This is a genomic window from Arthrobacter sp. SRS-W-1-2016 (assembly GCF_002009585.1).
GTDB lineage: Bacteria > Actinomycetota > Actinomycetes > Actinomycetales > Micrococcaceae > Arthrobacter > Arthrobacter bambusae_A.
In genome coordinates this window covers 54,299-70,014 of record NZ_MTPV01000059.1, presented here as the reverse complement: position 1 = coordinate 70,014, position 15,716 = coordinate 54,299, and the positions used below count along the sequence as shown (strand labels likewise).

18 protein-coding genes are annotated in these 15,716 nt (G+C 65.7%); 3 read left to right on the top strand and 15 right to left on the bottom strand.

Features of this window, described 5'->3' with window-relative positions; translation table 11 throughout:
- Positions 1-29: 29 nt before the first annotated feature.
- From BMF89_RS22445 to BMF89_RS14440, 15 genes are all read right to left on the bottom strand, one after another.
- Positions 30-602: a hypothetical protein gene (locus tag BMF89_RS22445; RefSeq protein WP_253190826.1), complete on the bottom strand. Its 573-nt coding sequence runs from the start codon at positions 600-602 to the stop codon at positions 30-32.
- Positions 603-1,142: 540 nt separating this feature from the next.
- Positions 1,143-2,012 carry a hypothetical protein gene (locus BMF89_RS14505; protein ID WP_078107812.1) on the bottom strand — a complete coding sequence of 290 codons (870 nt, stop codon included), beginning with the start codon at positions 2,010-2,012 and terminating at the stop codon, positions 1,143-1,145.
- Positions 2,013-2,384: 372 nt separating this feature from the next.
- Positions 2,385-3,674, bottom strand: a complete 1,290-nt coding sequence (locus BMF89_RS14500; protein WP_078107811.1) for a MinD/ParA family protein — start codon at positions 3,672-3,674, stop codon at positions 2,385-2,387.
- 192 nt (positions 3,675-3,866) lie between these two features.
- Positions 3,867-4,412, bottom strand: coding sequence for a DinB family protein (locus BMF89_RS14495; protein ID WP_078107810.1), 546 nt, complete (start codon positions 4,410-4,412; stop codon positions 3,867-3,869).
- Positions 4,412-5,779, bottom strand: coding sequence for an FAD-dependent oxidoreductase (locus BMF89_RS14490; RefSeq protein WP_078107809.1), 1,368 nt, complete (start codon positions 5,777-5,779; stop codon positions 4,412-4,414). Before BMF89_RS14490 ends, BMF89_RS14495 begins: the two co-directional genes overlap by 1 nt.
- A gap of 50 nt (positions 5,780-5,829) precedes the next feature.
- Positions 5,830-6,240, bottom strand: a complete 411-nt coding sequence (locus BMF89_RS14485) for an arsenate reductase ArsC (protein WP_078107808.1) — start codon at positions 6,238-6,240, stop codon at positions 5,830-5,832.
- Complete coding sequence (locus BMF89_RS14480) at positions 6,237-6,974, bottom strand: aquaporin (protein ID WP_078107807.1); 738 nt, start codon at positions 6,972-6,974, stop codon at positions 6,237-6,239. The genes BMF89_RS14485 and BMF89_RS14480 overlap by 4 nt, the downstream gene beginning before the upstream one ends.
- Positions 6,971-7,321, bottom strand: a complete 351-nt coding sequence (locus BMF89_RS14475) for a metalloregulator ArsR/SmtB family transcription factor (RefSeq protein WP_078107806.1) — start codon at positions 7,319-7,321, stop codon at positions 6,971-6,973. The genes BMF89_RS14480 and BMF89_RS14475 overlap by 4 nt, the downstream gene beginning before the upstream one ends.
- A gap of 68 nt (positions 7,322-7,389) precedes the next feature.
- Complete coding sequence (locus tag BMF89_RS14470) at positions 7,390-8,874, bottom strand: SDR family oxidoreductase (RefSeq protein ID WP_078107805.1); 1,485 nt, start codon at positions 8,872-8,874, stop codon at positions 7,390-7,392.
- Between the two features lie 68 nt (positions 8,875-8,942).
- Positions 8,943-10,208 (bottom strand): MFS transporter, encoded by a 1,266-nt coding sequence (locus tag BMF89_RS14465; protein WP_078107804.1) that lies wholly within the window; start codon positions 10,206-10,208, stop codon positions 8,943-8,945.
- A 106-nt stretch (positions 10,209-10,314) separates the two neighbouring features.
- The gene (locus BMF89_RS14460; RefSeq protein WP_078107803.1) at positions 10,315-11,727 is read right to left on the bottom strand and encodes an MBL fold metallo-hydrolase; all 1,413 of its coding nucleotides are present in this window, start codon (positions 11,725-11,727) and stop codon (positions 10,315-10,317) included.
- 41 nt (positions 11,728-11,768) lie between these two features.
- Entirely contained in the window at positions 11,769-12,065 is a 297-nt protein-coding gene (locus BMF89_RS14455) for a rhodanese-like domain-containing protein (RefSeq protein WP_078107802.1), read from the bottom strand.
- Between the two features lie 32 nt (positions 12,066-12,097).
- Positions 12,098-12,439, bottom strand: coding sequence for a rhodanese-like domain-containing protein (locus BMF89_RS14450; protein ID WP_078107801.1), 342 nt, complete (start codon positions 12,437-12,439; stop codon positions 12,098-12,100).
- A gap of 22 nt (positions 12,440-12,461) precedes the next feature.
- Positions 12,462-13,220 carry a sulfite exporter TauE/SafE family protein gene (locus BMF89_RS14445; RefSeq protein ID WP_078107800.1) on the bottom strand — a complete coding sequence of 253 codons (759 nt, stop codon included), beginning with the start codon at positions 13,218-13,220 and terminating at the stop codon, positions 12,462-12,464.
- Positions 13,217-13,834 (bottom strand): rhodanese-like domain-containing protein, encoded by a 618-nt coding sequence (locus BMF89_RS14440; RefSeq protein WP_078107799.1) that lies wholly within the window; start codon positions 13,832-13,834, stop codon positions 13,217-13,219. Before BMF89_RS14440 ends, BMF89_RS14445 begins: the two co-directional genes overlap by 4 nt.
- Positions 13,835-13,957: 123 nt before the next feature.
- On the opposite strand from BMF89_RS14440, the gene BMF89_RS14435 reads away from it, so the two are divergent.
- From BMF89_RS14435 to BMF89_RS21980, 3 genes are all read left to right on the top strand, one after another.
- A complete protein-coding gene (locus tag BMF89_RS14435) occupies positions 13,958-14,215 on the top strand; it encodes a metal-sensitive transcriptional regulator (protein ID WP_078107798.1) in 258 nt (85 codons plus the stop codon).
- Positions 14,216-14,248: 33 nt separating this feature from the next.
- On the top strand, positions 14,249-14,656 hold the full coding sequence (locus BMF89_RS14430; protein WP_078107797.1) for a DUF302 domain-containing protein: 408 nt from the start codon (positions 14,249-14,251) through the stop codon (positions 14,654-14,656).
- Between the two features lie 117 nt (positions 14,657-14,773).
- Positions 14,774-15,430 carry a hypothetical protein gene (locus BMF89_RS21980; protein WP_171983503.1) on the top strand — a complete coding sequence of 219 codons (657 nt, stop codon included), beginning with the start codon at positions 14,774-14,776 and terminating at the stop codon, positions 15,428-15,430.
- Positions 15,431-15,716 lie beyond the last annotated feature (286 nt).

Here is a 15,716-nt window from a genome sequence, read left to right as displayed (position 1 = left end):
ATTTCCGGCTGCGTCAGGCATTCCGCGCGTCATAGGGCTCCTCGCGCACGGCGCCGGGGCACGCCTCCCGCCGCCAGCTTCCGTTCGAACACGCCAGGCGCCGCGAGTTCTGCCCACACCCAACGAACGACGCCGGCCCCGGTGGCGCGAATCCGGTCCTCGCGCAGTTTCTCCTCGACGACGGCTTGAGCGCCAGTCCGTCCCTTGAGGAATTCCGGTTTCAAGTACTTGTCGATGCCATCGAACTCCCCGGCCACCCGCACACCCCTCCAATAGAAGTCCGAATAGCCCACAAGGCCCTCTTCGTCGCGGAATTCACGTTGAAGAACCGGGGCCTCGAATCCGGCGACATGCATCAACGCCCGGCTGTAGGATTCCCCCGCAGATCCGGACAAGGAATCCGCGAAATCGACCGCCGCTTGGATTCTCCGGATGGCCGCCGCCGTGTAAATTGCATCCGCCCGCTCCAGAAGGGTCTCTTTCGTGATGGCGGGCAATCCCCGTTTGCGGTCGGCTTTGAGCACATGATCGAGGGGAGCGATGGCTTCGACGAACGGAGTAAAAGCCGCCAGGTCCAGTACGGTGCGCACCCTGTCAGTCACTAGGAGTCCCTCGCAGCGATATACCTTGAGACCAGCGGGGTCCGCATAATGGCGGGTTATCCCGGCGCGCGAACGGCCGCCATCGTTCTGGAGAGTCAGGGCCTGCACCGGATGATGCAGGCCTATGGTGGGAATCCCCCAAACACACGCCGCCGAGTGCCTCGCGAATATTGTCCGGGCACTGGAAGTTTCGGCCGCAGCGCTGATCCGGACACGGTATTGTTCCCACGGTTTCAGCGCCGCCCACGCAGCGCCGTCAACGTACGCACCTTGGCGGACGCGATGCAGGGCACCCGTTTTTGCACTCCGGGCGAGTTCCTTGAGGGTCGTTCCGAGAAAAAGGTGATCTCGGCTAAGGATCAGGCGGGGCAATTGGTTCATGACTAAGAAGCTGCCACGTGGATCGCGGCCCGCGACAGCACCGAATTCCTCCATGTGGACAAGTCCCGGGTCATCCTCCCGACGCGTCCCGTACCTGACGACCCCGTTTTGTCCCTGCGCCCACGGAATTCCGTCAGCGTCAGGAATTTAGCGCAGCGCCTACTTCAGGAAGCTCGCGTTGAACGAGTTCAGGTCCACGTTGATGCCGTTCAGGGTGTGCTCGAACTTCTGCTGGACCCCGACGCGCATGGTGCTTGACGTGTTCCAGCCGCCGTACTGCACCGGCGCGGGCGCCAGGTAGTCTGCGGTCCAGCGGGCGTAGTTGAGGTTGCTCGTGTCGGTATCCCAGAGGGGCACATCCGAGAATGCGGTGCTCTTGCCCATCAGCCCGGGCCACATGCCGCTACCGCTGTAGATCACGGGTCTCACGCCGAGGCTCCGTACACCATCGACCATTGCCCGGGTCACCAGGGATCCGCCGGGTTCGATGTCCAGGGCGAAGAACTGCAACTGGGACACGTACGGGCCGGCGGCCTTGATCCCGTTTTCCCAGCACGACGCATCACGTGTGTAGACCGCGATCTTAAGTCCGGCGTCGAGCGCCATCTTCAATTGGGCCTGGGTTTGTTGCCACGGGGTGCACGTGCCCCAAGCGGTCGAGTGCATGACGTACAGCCGGAAGCCCTCGCCGTAGGCCTGCCGGAACCAGTTGGGGTCGGTGATGGCTGCGGTGGTGTCGAGCACCTTCACGGAACCAGCTTGGGGCACGACGACGGCGGGCGCCGGCGCGGCGGCAGGCTGCGGAACGGCGGGAGGTGCTGGAGTCGGCGCGGCGGCAGGCTGCGGGACGGCGGGAGGTGCTGGAGTAGGCGCGGCGAGCGGCGCTACCTCAGCGGCGGGTGCGGCGTTCGCGATCGGTGCGGGGGCGGCGTCGGGCGCTGTGTCGGCGGAGGGGTGAGTGCCGGTGGCACCCGTCAGTCCGAGGAGAAGCACGGCGGCGAACACGAGCATGAGTTTTTTGGGAATCAAAGAAGGCTCCTGGGTGCTGGCCTCGGGTTCAGAAACGGGCGCAGCGGGGTGTCATGAAGGCACGGGATGTGGTGCACCATGCCCGGGCCCAGTTCCCGGTCATGGCGAGGATGCCACGCAAAAGCGAACGACGTCCAGGTGCAACTCTAGGGAAATCCGGGCAGAACCGACAATTTGCAATCCACGTAGTAGTCGAGTAAAAGCACCCACCTACCCGCGCAAAACCAAGTAGCGAATAGAGTGTCGCCGGCGTCGCACCAGGCAATAACTAAGTAGCCCCCACCCAACTGACTCGCAGTAGATGTCGTTTTGAGCCCTCTAAACGACATCTAATGCGAGCTAGTTGGGCGGGGCTGCCGAAAAGGGAAAGCGCTACACGTACCCGTCCACGATCGCGGCCGCGATCTCTTTGTACGCGCGTCGGGTGTCCGGCCGCAGGACGTCCAGAGTGACCAGGTCACCGTCGGCCACTCCCCTGTCGTGCGGCACGGCAATCAGCTGGCGGCAGATCCCGGAGAGGTGCTCCTCGATGGCGTCCTTGTCCACCCGGGACGACACCTCGTCCTTGTCCGTGATCACCACGATCGCGTTGCGGGCGAGTTCTTCGTAGCCGTGGCTCGCAAGCCACTGAAGGGTGCTGCGGGCACGCTTGGCACCGCTCACGGCATAGCCCGCGGCGATGATGAGGTTGTCGGCCGATTGCAGGATGCCGCTCATCGCATTGTGCGTGACGCCAGTGCCGCAGTCAGTCAGCGCAATGGAGTAGTAGCCCGAGATCAGCTCGCGAATCCGCAGGTATTCTTCGGCGGTCAATGAGTCCGAAACTTCCGGGTCCTGTTCGCCGGCGATCAGGTGCAGCCGGCCGGCGTGGTGCATGTACCGGGCCAGCGCCGTGAGTGAATCGACATTGTCGACGTTCTTGAGCAAGTCCGTGATGGTGCGCGGCGTGGCCTTTTGGTAGATACCCTCGCCCAGGGCACGCTCGACAAGGTCGCCGGAATCGGGGTTGGCGTCGATGGCGCAGGGCGGGTCGCCGCGGAATTCCGCCAAAGTGAGGCCAACGCCCACTGTGGTGGAGGTCTTGCCGATGCCGCCCTTGAGGCTCAGGACGGCCGTGTTGTAGCTGCCTTGGAGTTGGCGGGAAATGCGCCGCGCCAGTTCGTCCTGCTCGCGCTGCTTGGCGCTGGGCCCGAGATTCCAGGCGCCGCCCGTCAGCTTGTAGAGCATGCCGCGGAAGCCACCGACCGGTCGCGGCTTCTGCTCCCGCACGAAGGAACCCGGCGAAGAGATGAAGTCGGAAATCGGAGCATTTGCGGCGGCGGCGCGTCCGGCCCGCGCGGAAGCCGGGGAAACAGCGCCCGACGCCGGTGCTGCCGCCGTCGGGATCGCGCGGCGTGGGTCCGCGGGGCTTGCGTCAGCGCTGGTCGAGTCTGTTACGGCCCCGGCGGACGCGTCGGCGGCCGCTGCCGCTTCAGCCCAGGATCTGCTTTGGAGCGGGGCAGGAGTGGATGCAGGTGCGTCGGAATCGTTCGGCGTAATGATCGGCATGGTTCCTGTCCAGGGGTCACCCTCTTCGCGGCGGCGATCGCGGCGTCGACGAAGTTCGGGCTGCCCTTCGTTTGATGCAGCGGCGCTGGCTTCGTTGTCCACAGAATCCGGCATGGTCTTGTCCCCTAGGACTCGCAGCGTTGTGCGCCGCGGCTCTCGTTTAGATTGCTTCAACCAGCAATTCTAGGTGGCCACGGCCTCAAACCTGACATATGGGCCATGCCGCGCAGTTCGGACCCTGGTTTTGAGCCTGCTTTTGGGCCCGTAGCCAGCGGTGAGGCGGCAGAATGCGGCGCCACGCGGACTTCAGGACGAGTCAGGCAAGGAATCCTGCGGCCGTAGGCTCAGCTGCTTGGCGTGGAAGTCGAAATGCAGCGTGGGGTAGTTGTAGACGTCCGCGAGTGTCATTTCGGCCGTAAAGAACGGATCCCAACGAGTCGGGAAAGGCATCGATCTGGCCAGGGTGGCTGGAGTTTCGCGCTCAAGGCGGCTCGCCAGGGCCGTGATGGTTGTCTCGAGTTTCCGGCCCATCCGGCGGCGGCCATAGACCATGGCGGCGGCCCGGGAACCCCAATAGTTCACCACGTCGAACGGTCCTGTGGCGGCATCCAGCATAGCCGCGAAGCCCTTGCCCCAGGATCGGGGCAGGCGGCCCACCACGCGGACCAGAGGCAAGAGAGACCGGACGATCATGTACCCGAAGACCATATGGAAAAGCAGTTGTTCGTTGGTCCAGCGGGTCCCGGCGCTCTTGCGCTTCAGATCCGACGTCGATGAGTTCTCCAGCCAGCTGTTCAGCTCGTGAAGGGCCCGTCGGTATCCTTCGAGGCATGCCTCCCGGGCCGGGTCCATCAGGCTGTGCCCGATCGCCCGTGGGTAAGCCCGGTGGGGAACCCCACTAGCACCGGTTCGGGAGCGGCGCAGCAGCCGGTTTCCACGGGTGCGAGGGTGTCCGGGGCGGGGACATCGCAACTTGTGCCGGCGTCCGTGGAGCAGACGCCTGTTTCGGGCAGCTCCAAGTGGACCGTGTCGGCGGCGGCCTGGTCGCCTGCAAGGGACGCTGCGACGGAGCGGACCTGTTCGTAGCCGGTGGCCAGGAGGAATGTCGGGGCGCGGCCGTAGGACTTCATGCCCACGATGTAGAAGTCCTTCTCCGGATGCGCCAGGACACGGGCGCCGTGCGGGGGCACGGTGCCGCAGGAGTGGAATTCGGGGTCGATCAGCGGGCCGAGCTCGACAGGTGCCTCGACCGCTGGGTCCAGGTTGAGGCGGACTTCGCGCAGGATGTCCAAGTCTGGCCGGAAACCGGTGCAGGGAACGACGACGTCGGCGTCCAGGGTGCGGCCGTCGACGGCTTCGACGCTCACATGGGTGTCCAAGGTCTTGAGCGAAGAGATACCGAATCCGGCGTGCAGTTCGACCGTTCCGGCCTCGACCAGACGGCGGAGCCGGGACCCGAGCTGCCCGCGCGCGGGCAGCCCATCGGCGTCCCCCCCGCCGTAGACCTTCTCCGCAGACGCGCCCCGGACGGCCCACAGGATCGTGGTTCCGGGTTCGTCCTTGGCGAGGTCGGCGAGGTTGATCAGGGTGTTCGCCGCGGAGTGCCCTGCTCCGACCACGAGGACCCGGCGGCCAGCGAAGGATGAACGGTCCCGGCCCATGACATCCGGCAGGGGCGCAGAGATCCGGCCAGCGGCGGTGTTCTCGCCGATGGCCGCCAGGCCCGAGGTGCCGAGCGGGTTTCGGGTGGACCAAGTCCCCGAGGCGTCGATGACGGCTGCCACGGTGTGGTCTCGGGTTTCGCCGTCCTCGTGTTCGACCCGCACAACGAATGGCGTGGTGTCGCGGTCCCGGACGTGGGTTTTGTCGAGGCCGGCACGGGTGACCGCTATGACGCGCGCACCTGTCTGGAGACGGGAGCTGATGGCCGGAAGGGCGGCCAAAGGCGCGAGGTAGTCGTCGATCAGTTCCCCGCCGTACGGGAGTGCCGTGAGGCGGGGTGCTTCCCAGCCGGATGGCTCAAGCAGGCGGACGGCTGCGGCGTCGAGGTTGAACCGCCATGGTGAGAACAGGCGGATGTGCCGCCATTGGTCGATAGCGGCGCCCGCCGTCGGGCCTGCTTCGAAGATGACAGGTTCCAGGCCGCGTTCGAGCAAGTGCGCGACGGCGGCCAGGCCGACAGGTCCGGCGCCGATCACAGCGATGGGTAGTTTCTTCATTGAATCCAATCCTGTCCTCTGTTTGATCCGTGGCCTCGCTGCGTCCGTCGTTACATGGCGGGGGTGAGGGAATCGATCAGGCCCTCGATGCGGGACTTGATCTCGTCGCGGATCGGGCGGACGGCTTCGATGCCCTGGCCGGCCGGGTCTTCGAGGACCCAATCCTCGTAGCGCTTGCCCGGGAAATAGGGGCATTCGTCGCCGCAGCCCATGGTGATGACGACGTCGGATTCCTTCACGGCCTCGGTGGTGAGGATTTTGGGGATTTCGGCAGACATATCGATGCCGAGTTCGGCCATGGCTTCGACGGCGGCCGGGTTGACCTTGTCCGCGGGCTGGGAACCTGCGGAACGGACCTCGATCCGGCCCTCGCCAAGGGTGGTGAGGAAGGCCGCGGCCATCTGGGAACGGCCGGCGTTATGGACACAGACGAAGAGGACGGAGGGCTTCTTGGCGGTCATGAGAGGACCTTTCGATCGGATGCGGAGGCTGGCGCGGAAGCGGGCGTGGGCACAGGCGCGAGCAAAGCCAACGAGGCAACGCTCGGATAAAGGGCACGGACAAGGAAAAGCCCGACGGCGCCGCCCACCAGCTGGGCGAGGATGAACGCCGGCGCGGAGCTCGGGGCGATGCCGGCGAACGTGTCGGTGATCATCCGGGCCACGGTGACGGCGGGGTTGGCGAAGCTGGTGGAACTGGTGAACCAATAGGCGGCCGTGATGTAGCCGCCGACAGCGAAGGCAACCCTGTCAGGCCGCCCGGAGCGGATGATGCCGAAAATGACCAGGAGCAATCCGGCGGTGGCGATTACTTCGCCGAGCCACAGCCCTCCCCCGGCCCGTTCATGCGTGGAGAGCGTCACGGCGTCGAGGCCGAACATCAGGTTGGCGAGCACGGTTCCCGCCAGGCCGCCGGTGAACTGGGCAGCGACCAGTGCCAGCGTGGTGGGCGTGTCCAGGATCCCCAGGGCGCGTTCCACCAAAGTGACCACAGGATTGAATGATGCCGAGACAGGCTGCAGGGCCAGGATCAACGCCACGAGCGCGGCGCCGGTGGCGACGCTATTCTGCAGGAGCTGCAGTCCGACGTCGTTCGGCGACAGTCGCGAGGCCATGACGCCGGAGCCCACTACGGCCATGACCAGGAAGGCGGTGCCGGCGAACTCGGCCACGGCCCGCCGAGCCAGCACGCTCACTTGGCCTGTCCCCCGATCAAGGCCGCCAGGCCGGACAGGGCATCGGTGCGGGCTCGGTAGTAGACCCAGACACCGCGTTTTTCGCGTTCCAGGAGGCCCGCTTCGTGGAGGACCTTCAGGTGGTGGCTGATGGTCGGCTGCGACAGCTCGAACGCGTCGTTCAGATCGCAGACGCAGGCTTCGCCGCCCTCGTGGGACGCCACGAGGGACATCAGCCGCAGCCGTACCGGATCGCCGAGCGCTTTCAGCAGCGGCACGATTCCTTCGGCTTCGGATTCCGACAAGGGTTCCCTGGACAGCGGCGAGCAGCACGCCACCGCCTGGACGGGCGTCAACTCCAATGACATAGACACACGTAAATATTTACATTCGTCAATGTTTAATGCAAGGCCGTTTAACGCAAGGCCGTCTAACGCTAGGCCGGACCGTCGTCGGCGATCGCCGCCGCCGCTGCCGTGATGCGGTTGGCCATTCCCTTGAAGATGACACCGTGGAAGGGCAGGACTGCCAGCCAGTACAACCGTCCGCCCAGGCCCTTGGGGAAGAAGACCGCCCTCTGACGGTAGAGAGCTCCGCCTTCGGCCTCCTCGGCGCGCATCTCCAGCCAAGCTCGCCCGGGCACCTTCATTTCCGCGCGGAGGCGCAAGAGGGAGCCGCGGTCGATCTGTTCCACGCGCCAGAAGTCCAGTGCGTCCCCCGTGTTCAGCCGGGTGGGATTGAGCCGGCCGCGTCGGAGCCCGACTCCTCCGGCGATCTTGTCCATCCAGCCGCGCACGGACCAGGCCAAGGGAAACGAGTACCAGCCGTTGTCTCCGCCGATGCCTTCGATGACTTGCCACAGTTGCTGGGGGGTGGCCGTCGTGAGTTGCTGTTGGTTGTCCTGGTACACCAGGTGGCCGGCCCATTGCGGGTCGCTGGGAAGCGGATCGCTCGGAGCGCCGCGAACGGAGGAGTTCTGCCAGCTGGTTTCGACTTCTCCGCCCGACTCGCGCGCCAACGCCAGGCGAAGCGATTCCCGGTATCCAAGCAGCCCGGCGTCGGGCGGCTCGATGTATTGGTGGATGTCCTGTTCTCCGACCACGCAGTTCTGCTGCAGGGACCCGATCAGCGGCACGGCCAGGGAGCGGGGTATGGGGGTGACGAGGTTGACCCACTGGGATGCCAACCATGGGGTCAGGACGGGCAGTGCAATCACCGGCCGGCGCCGCAGGCCGGCTTCCGCGGCGTAGCCGTTCATCATCTCGTCGTAGCGGAGGACGTCCGGGCCGCCGAGGTCGAAGCTGCGGTTGAGTGAGGCCGGGAGTCCGGCGGCTGCGACCAGGTAGTACAGCACGTCGCGGATCGCGATCGGCTGGACTTTGTTCCGCACCCATCGGGGAGCCACCATGACGGGCAGCACTTCGGTCAGTTGCCGGATCATTTCGAAGGACGCCGAACCGGAACCGATCACGACGCCGGCCTGAAGCACTATCGCGGGCACCTGCGGTTCCGCGAGGAAAATGTCGCCCACTTCCTTGCGGGATCGGAGGTGCCGGCTGAGCGTTCCTTCCGGGTGCAGCCCGCCCAGGTAGATGATCCGTCCGGCACCGGCATCGGCCGCTGCCCGCGCAACGTTACTAGCGCAGAGCCTTTCGGTCTCTTCAAAGGACCGCTGGCCCGATGGGCCCATCGAGTGCACCAAGTAGTAGATGGCGCCGGCCCCGGCAAAGGCCTCGCGCAGGGAGTCCACGTCCTCCAGGTCGCCGATCATCACGTCCACGCGGGCTGCCCAGGGGACATCCTTGAGCTTGTTCGAGTGCCGCACCAGGACGCGGACGTCGTAACCGGCGTCAAGCAGGCGCGGGACGAGCCGTCCGCCGATATAGCCGGTGGATCCCAATACCACTGCTAGTGGATTCATCGTGCCCCTTTCCGATGCCCCTGTGGAGCCGGAAACCGGCGTCCAGGGACAGCGTAGCCAGCCTACGTCTATCCGGCCGTGTGGTCATTTCCGCGCATGCGGAAGGCAACCACGAGGCCGGAGACGGCGGTGAGTGCGGCGACCGTGGCGATGGCAGCGGGAATCCCATACAGATCCGCGAGAAGTCCGGCGCAGAGCGCCCCGATGGCGAAGCCGCCGTCACGCCAGAGCCGGTAGACCCCAATAGAGCGGGCCCGCCAGGCGGGGTGTGAGACGTCTCCGATTGCAGCAAGTAGTGCGGGGTAGACCATTGCCGTTCCGAGTCCCAAGAGGACTGCGGCGACGAACCAGAGCCCGAATCCGTGGGCAGCGGCGACTATCCCGAGTGCCGTGGCTTGGACGAGCATGCCAGCCACAATGAGCCACTTGCGGCCCCACCGGTCCGAGGCGGCTCCGGTGACGAGTTGCCCCGCGCCCCAGACCGCGGGATAGACGGCGGCCAGGATGCCTACCTGATTCAGGGAGAGCCCGGAAGTGACGAATAGGACTGGAAAGAGACCCCAGGCGAGGCCGTCGTTGAGGTTGTTCACGAGTCCCGCCTGGCTGGCGGCCGAGAGCGAGCGGTCCTTGAAGCTGGTGAGCGTGAAAACCTGGCGCGTGGTGAGGCCGGCGTGCGCACCGGCGCGCCGGGTTGCCTCGCTTCTGGCGTGGTGGTGGGTTTCGCGTGCGGTCAGGACAGACAGGCCCAAACCGAGGGCGATGTACGCAGCTCCCAGGAGGAACGGACCGGGCCGGAGCCCGTACGCGGAGGCGATGTACCCGGTCGCAAGGGCAGTGACGGCTACCCCGAGGTAGCCTGCCGCTTCGTTCAAGCCCATTGCGAGGCCACGTCTCTTCGGTCCGACGAGGTCCATCTTCATGATTACTGCGGTGGACCATGTCAGGCCTTGACTGACGCCTAGGAACACGTTCGCCGCGACAATCCATCCCCAGGACGGCCCGAAGATGAGCATGACCGGCACGGGGATTGCTAGAACCCAACCTGCGACGAGAACGGGTTTGCGGCCGTACCGGTCAGAGAGCGTTCCCGCGAAGTAGTTCATCGCGGCCTTGGACAGACCGAAAGCGAGAATGTACGTCAGCGCACTCGTGTAGAGGCCTAGCTGGAACGTCCGGGAAGCGAGCAAGGGCAGCACAGTGCGCTCCTGCCCGAGTGTGCCGCCCACCAGGGCGTTGACTGCTACCAGCAGCATGAACTGGGCCAGGTTCTGCCGAAGTCCCAGCGTGGCTCCGGTGGATTCCGGGTCATGGGGCGGGAGTGTCCTTCTCCGCATTCGTGGTGCTCCGTTCATGGCCTGTTAGGAGGTGCCCGGGCGCGTGGGGGACGCGCCCGGGCCGAATGTCCGGGCGGGAGGGGGGACCTGCCCGGACGGCTTCGAGTTATTTTGCTGCGGCGGCGTTCTGCTGAGTGTGCTGCCACATGGTCCACGCTGCGTAGCTGCCGTCGAGTTCGACGACGTCGTACCCTGCCCGGCGCAGCGCGCTGGCCGCGACGGAGTTTCGGACGCCGGACTGGCAGTAGCTCACGATGGTGCCTTCGGCGGGGAGCCGGTCCAGGTGCCACATGACCCGGCCGCCGCTGAGCTGGTGGGAGCCGGGGATGTGTCCGGCGGTGTGCTCGGTGCGGTTGCGGACATCCAGCACCATGGCGGCGTCGAAGCCGGCGAGGTCGACCGGCTGGATCAGCTTTGGCGCGAACGTTGGCAACCCGTCAATGCTGGTGATGTAGCCGGCAACGTTGTCGATGCCGACCCGGACCAGGTGGTCCCACATGTCCTGGGCCTGCTTCTGGTCCTGCGCCAGAAGCACCAGCGGGTTCTTGTCAGTCTCGGGGTTCACCACCCACGCGGCGTAGCTGGCAACTGACTTTCCGGCGGGCACGTTCAGGGAGCCGGTGACAGTTCCCTCATGGACTTCGCCGTTGGGACGGGTGTCAATGAACGTGACCTTGTCCGCTGCCAGCTCAGCCGCGACGTCGGCGGTGTCCAGCTCATCGAGGGGCATCCGCTCACCCATGACGGATGGTCCTTCGCGGTTTTCGCGCTTCATCCGGCCGAAGTAGGCGTGGGCGTCGGGCTGGCCGTCGAGGAGTTCGTCGATGAAGCCTTGTTCGTCGTTCGCGGCGAGGTAGGGGCCCCACCAGGCGTAGAGCCGCTCGTAACCCACCGTGGAAGACGGAATCGCACCGAGGGCCTTGCCGCAGGCGCTCCCGGCTCCATGGGCCGGGTGGACCTGGACGTAGTCCGGCAGGGTCAGGAATTTATCCCGCAGGCTGGCGAAGAGCTGCCTGGCACCTTCGAAGCGTGTGTCCACGCCGCCGGCCGCCTCGTCCAGCAAGTCCGGGCGGCCCAGGTCCCCGGAGAAAACGAAGTCACCCGAGAGCAGGTAGCCTGGCTGGTCGCTGAACGCGCCGTCCGTCACGAGGAATGACAGGTGCTCGGGGGTGTGGCCCGGGGTGTGCACTGCCTGGATGCTGACGTTGCCGATGATGATCTTGTCGCCGTCGTACAGCCGCTCGCCGTCGAATTCGTACTGCCAGTCCGGGCCGCCTTCGCCCGAGACGTGTATTTTTGCTCCGGTGGCGGCGGCGAGCTCGCGGGTGCCGGAAAGGTAGTCGGCGTGGATGTGGGTCTCGGTGACGGCCACGATCTTCATTCCGTTCTTCGCGGCCAGGTCTTGGTACACCGCGATGTCGCGGCGGCCGTCCACAACAACAGCCTCGCCCCTGGCCTGGCAGCCGATCAGGTAGCTGGCCTGGGCGAGGTCTTCGTCGTAAATGCGTTCAATAAGCATTGATGCTCTCCTTCGGATAGGGGTGGAGGGAAATTTACGGCTCAGGTGGTGGGGAGCCCGGCGCGGGTCCAGGCGACCATGCCGCCGGCCATGGTGTCCGCCGAAAAGCCGGCACCGTTGAGGGCGTCGGCCACGGCGGCGGAACGGTTGCCGCTGCGGCAGACCGCGATGACCGGGATTGCCGGGTCCAGTTCGGACAGGCGTGCCTCCAGCTGGCCCATGGGGATGTGCAGGGCGCCGGGGATCATGCCTTCGGCGACTTCGAAGTCCTCGCGGACATCGAGGATGCGGGCGGTGGTGCGGCGCTGTTCGGCTTCGGTGATGGTGATTTCGGCCATAGGATTCTCCTTCGGAATATTGTGGGCTGTTGTTAGCGGACGGGTTCGCCGGCCTGGCGCCAGGCCGCCATGCCGCCGCGCAGCGAGTAGGCGTCGTACCCTTTAGCAGCGAGCAACCGGGCCGCGGAGGCGGACCGTACCCCGGAGGCGCAGACGGCGATGACGGGCCGGCCCTTTTGAATCCCCGCCTGGCTGGCCTGCAGCCGGTCCAGGGGGACGTGCTTGGCCTGGGGCGCTCGTCCGGAGCGCCATTCCTGGGCGGACCTGACATCGATCAGGGTGGCACCGGAGGCCAGAAGTTCCTTGGCCTGGGCGACGCTTATGGTTCTGTAGGGCTTGCGGAATGCCTTCTTGAGGGAATCGATCAGTCCCATGGTGCTCTCCTATTGGGCGAGGTCAGGCGTTGACGGTGCCGGCGGTGACCCACACCGCGACGGCGAAGATGAGTACCGCGAATGAGATGCGGATGTGCTTGTCTTTCAGGCGGCCGGCCAGCCTGGCGGCCACGAGGGAACCGAGGATGGCCGGGACCGCGAACGCCATGGTGGTGGCCCAGTCGATGGTGTAACCGGCAGCATGGGCACTGAATCCGGCGGCGGAATTGATGACGATGATCGCCAGGGACGTTCCGACAGCCTGCTTCATGCGCAGGCCAAGGAAGATCGTCAGCGCGGGGGTGATGAGGAAGCCCCCGCCCACCCCGAGCAGTCCGGTGAGGAAGCCCACGAGCAGCCCCACCCCCACCGCCTTCGGGGCGCAGGACCGGAAGGCCCGGTGCGGCCCCGTGCTGCAGGACCCTTCGGATTCGCGCGGCTTCCTGAGCATGCGGATGCCCGCTGCCACCATGATCACGGCGAAGGCCAGCATCAGGATGTTCGGGTCCAACAGCCGGCCCACGGCCGCCCCGCCCCAGGCCGCCGGAATGCCGGCAGCCCCGACCAGTGCGATAACCGGCCAGTTCAGGCCCTCCCGGACCCGGGGCAGCAGGGCGGCCAGCGAGGACGCTCCCACCACCAGCAGCGAGGTGGGGATGGCGTGGGCCGGGCTCATGCCCACCCCGTACACCAGGGCCGGAACGGCGATGATCGACCCGCCCCCGCCCACTACGCCCAGGACGATCCCGACGACGAGCCCCAGGACCAGGGCCGGAATCATGCCGCGGAGTCCTCTTCAAGCACCGGCGCGGGAAGCTGCAGGATGGCGCTTTCGCGGGTGGGCTCCGTGGCGGCCTTGTTCCATGGCATGGCCGAGAGGGCTTTGCCCATGGCGCACGTGTTGGTGGCGGCTGAGAAGGTCAGCCCGGCTCCGATGACGCCGGCCAGCATGCGCACCTTCGGAGAGACGAACCTGCCCCCGGCCAGGCCCAGCACCACCAGGGAACCTGCAGCCAAACGGACCTGGCGCTCCAGGTCCCAACGGTCCTTTCCAGTGACAACATCGCCGCCCGCGGCTGCGAACCCGGGAACACCGCCCGTCAGGACGTAGGCGCCGTCGATCCCTGATTTGCCGAGGCGCTGGCGTGCCTGCTCGGCGCGCACTCCCGACTGGCACACCAGAACCACGCGAGAGCCCAGCCTCGCCGCGAGCTCGTCGGTGTGCTCGGAAAGCAAAGGCAGCGGCACGTTGTATGAGCCCTTGATGTGCAAGGACTCGAACTCGGCGCCGGAACGCACATCGATGACCATCAGGTCCTGGTGCTCGGCGATCCAGGTTCGCAGGGCCTCCGGGGCAAGGGCGATAACGGCTGAAGCCGCGGAAGGGGAAGTCATTGCTGGCCTCTCGATAGGAAAACGTGAATACCCCACCGAGTATTACAGATACCCCCGGGGGTAGTCAAAACACCCTAGGGGGTATATAGTTGATGGAAGCGCACCCCACCAATGGAGACCCCTATGGAACTGAACCCAACCGAACTCACGCCTGTGATCAACCGCCTCAAGCGCGCACAGGGCCAGCTCGCCGCCGTCACCCGCATGCTGGAGGAGGGCCGGGACTGCAAGGACGTCGTCACCCAGCTCGCAGCTGTATCCAAGGCCCTCGACCGTGCCGGGTTCGCCATCATCGCCACAGGCCTGGAACAGTGCATCACCCAGAAGGACGCAAGCATGGACAGGAAAGACCTGGAAAAGCTCTTCCTCTCCCTCGCCTGACCATCCCCGCACTCAAGTCCCCCAAGGAGAACCATGACTTACACGCTCAGCACGACCATCGATCTTCCGTGGGCCGAAGCACTGGACCGCACCCGGGACGCCCTGTCAGCCCAGGGGTTCGGAATCCTCACCGAAATTGACGTGCGTTCCACCTTCGAAGCCAAGCTTGGAGCCGAAGCCGCTGACGCCGTGGGCGACTACACCATCCTTGGTGCCTGCAACGCGGCGCTGGCCAGCCGGGCCATCGCCGCAGAGCCGGAAATCGGTGCGCTACTGCCTTGCAACGTCGTCGTGCGGCGCGGCAAAGACGCTGGCACCACCACCATCGAGGCCATCGACCCGCAGACGATGGTCCAGCTCAGCGCTGCGCCTAGCGTCGAAGAGATTGCCGAGGATGCCGGCACTCGCCTGCGCAAAGCCCTCGCCACCTTGAGCAGCTAGAAAGGCCTTGCCAGCCAACGAAGGCGCCCCGGCGGTCCACCGAACCAGTCCTGGGATGTGAGATGGCCGGACCTGTTTGCCGATTCCGCGTGGATCACGGCGGCCGGCTAATCCGCTATGAGCGGCCTCAGCTTCCTCTACCGGATCATCGAGTCCGGGGGGCACGGGGAAGGGATTGCCGGTGTATTTGGGGGCGGCGGCGTCCATCAGGTGAGCCCACTGGCCACCGGCGATGTCCGCTCCGTCGACCCCGGCATAGTATTTTCCGTTGATCCTGATGTCCTGGTTCACCCATTGCGGTCCGATGCCCTTGTAGCTGCCGAACCAGGAAGCGGTCGAGATTCCCGTAGTAGCACCGACGGTCCAGGTCATGGTGTTTCCGTCAGTAGTACCGGTCTTGGCGAAAATATCGTGATCCTTGTTGACGGGAATGTTGTAGCCGGACCCTTTCACCAGGACGTTCTGCTTGCCACCAACACGGTCAGCAACCTGGTGCAGCAAATGGTGACTGCGGGCCTGGTCGAACGCACCCCTCGGCCGGGTGACCGCAGGGCCGCGAACCTGAGCCTGACACAGAGCGGCACGGAGATATTGGCGGCATGGCAGGCCGCCAACGACAGACGACTCGGGCAAGCCCTCGAACGGCTCCCGGAGAGCTACCGGAACGCAATCGAAAACGCCGTCCCCGCCCTGGCGGCCCTCGCCGCATTGCTCGAAGCCGACGACGAGGCCCAGAACCGGGATCAGGCCGGGCAAAACGGGACACGGCCGTAGCGGATTGGCGTTATGGTCCCTAGCGTCGCAGGGCGATGACGACCACGACCGCGGTCGCCAGAGCGAGGATCCCCAGCCCCACGTACGCGAGCACGTGAAGGCGCTGCTTCCGAATTTCCTGCTTCGATTCACGAGCCGACAGCCCAATCATCTTGTTCCCCATACCGGGAACAGTACGCCGCAATTGTTTCGCTCGGGCGACAAACGGGATAACTCCTACGAAGTTCCCAGACGGCAGCCTCTGGCTGGGATTTGTGGCCCCTTCGCCTATACTGACCTCTGAATA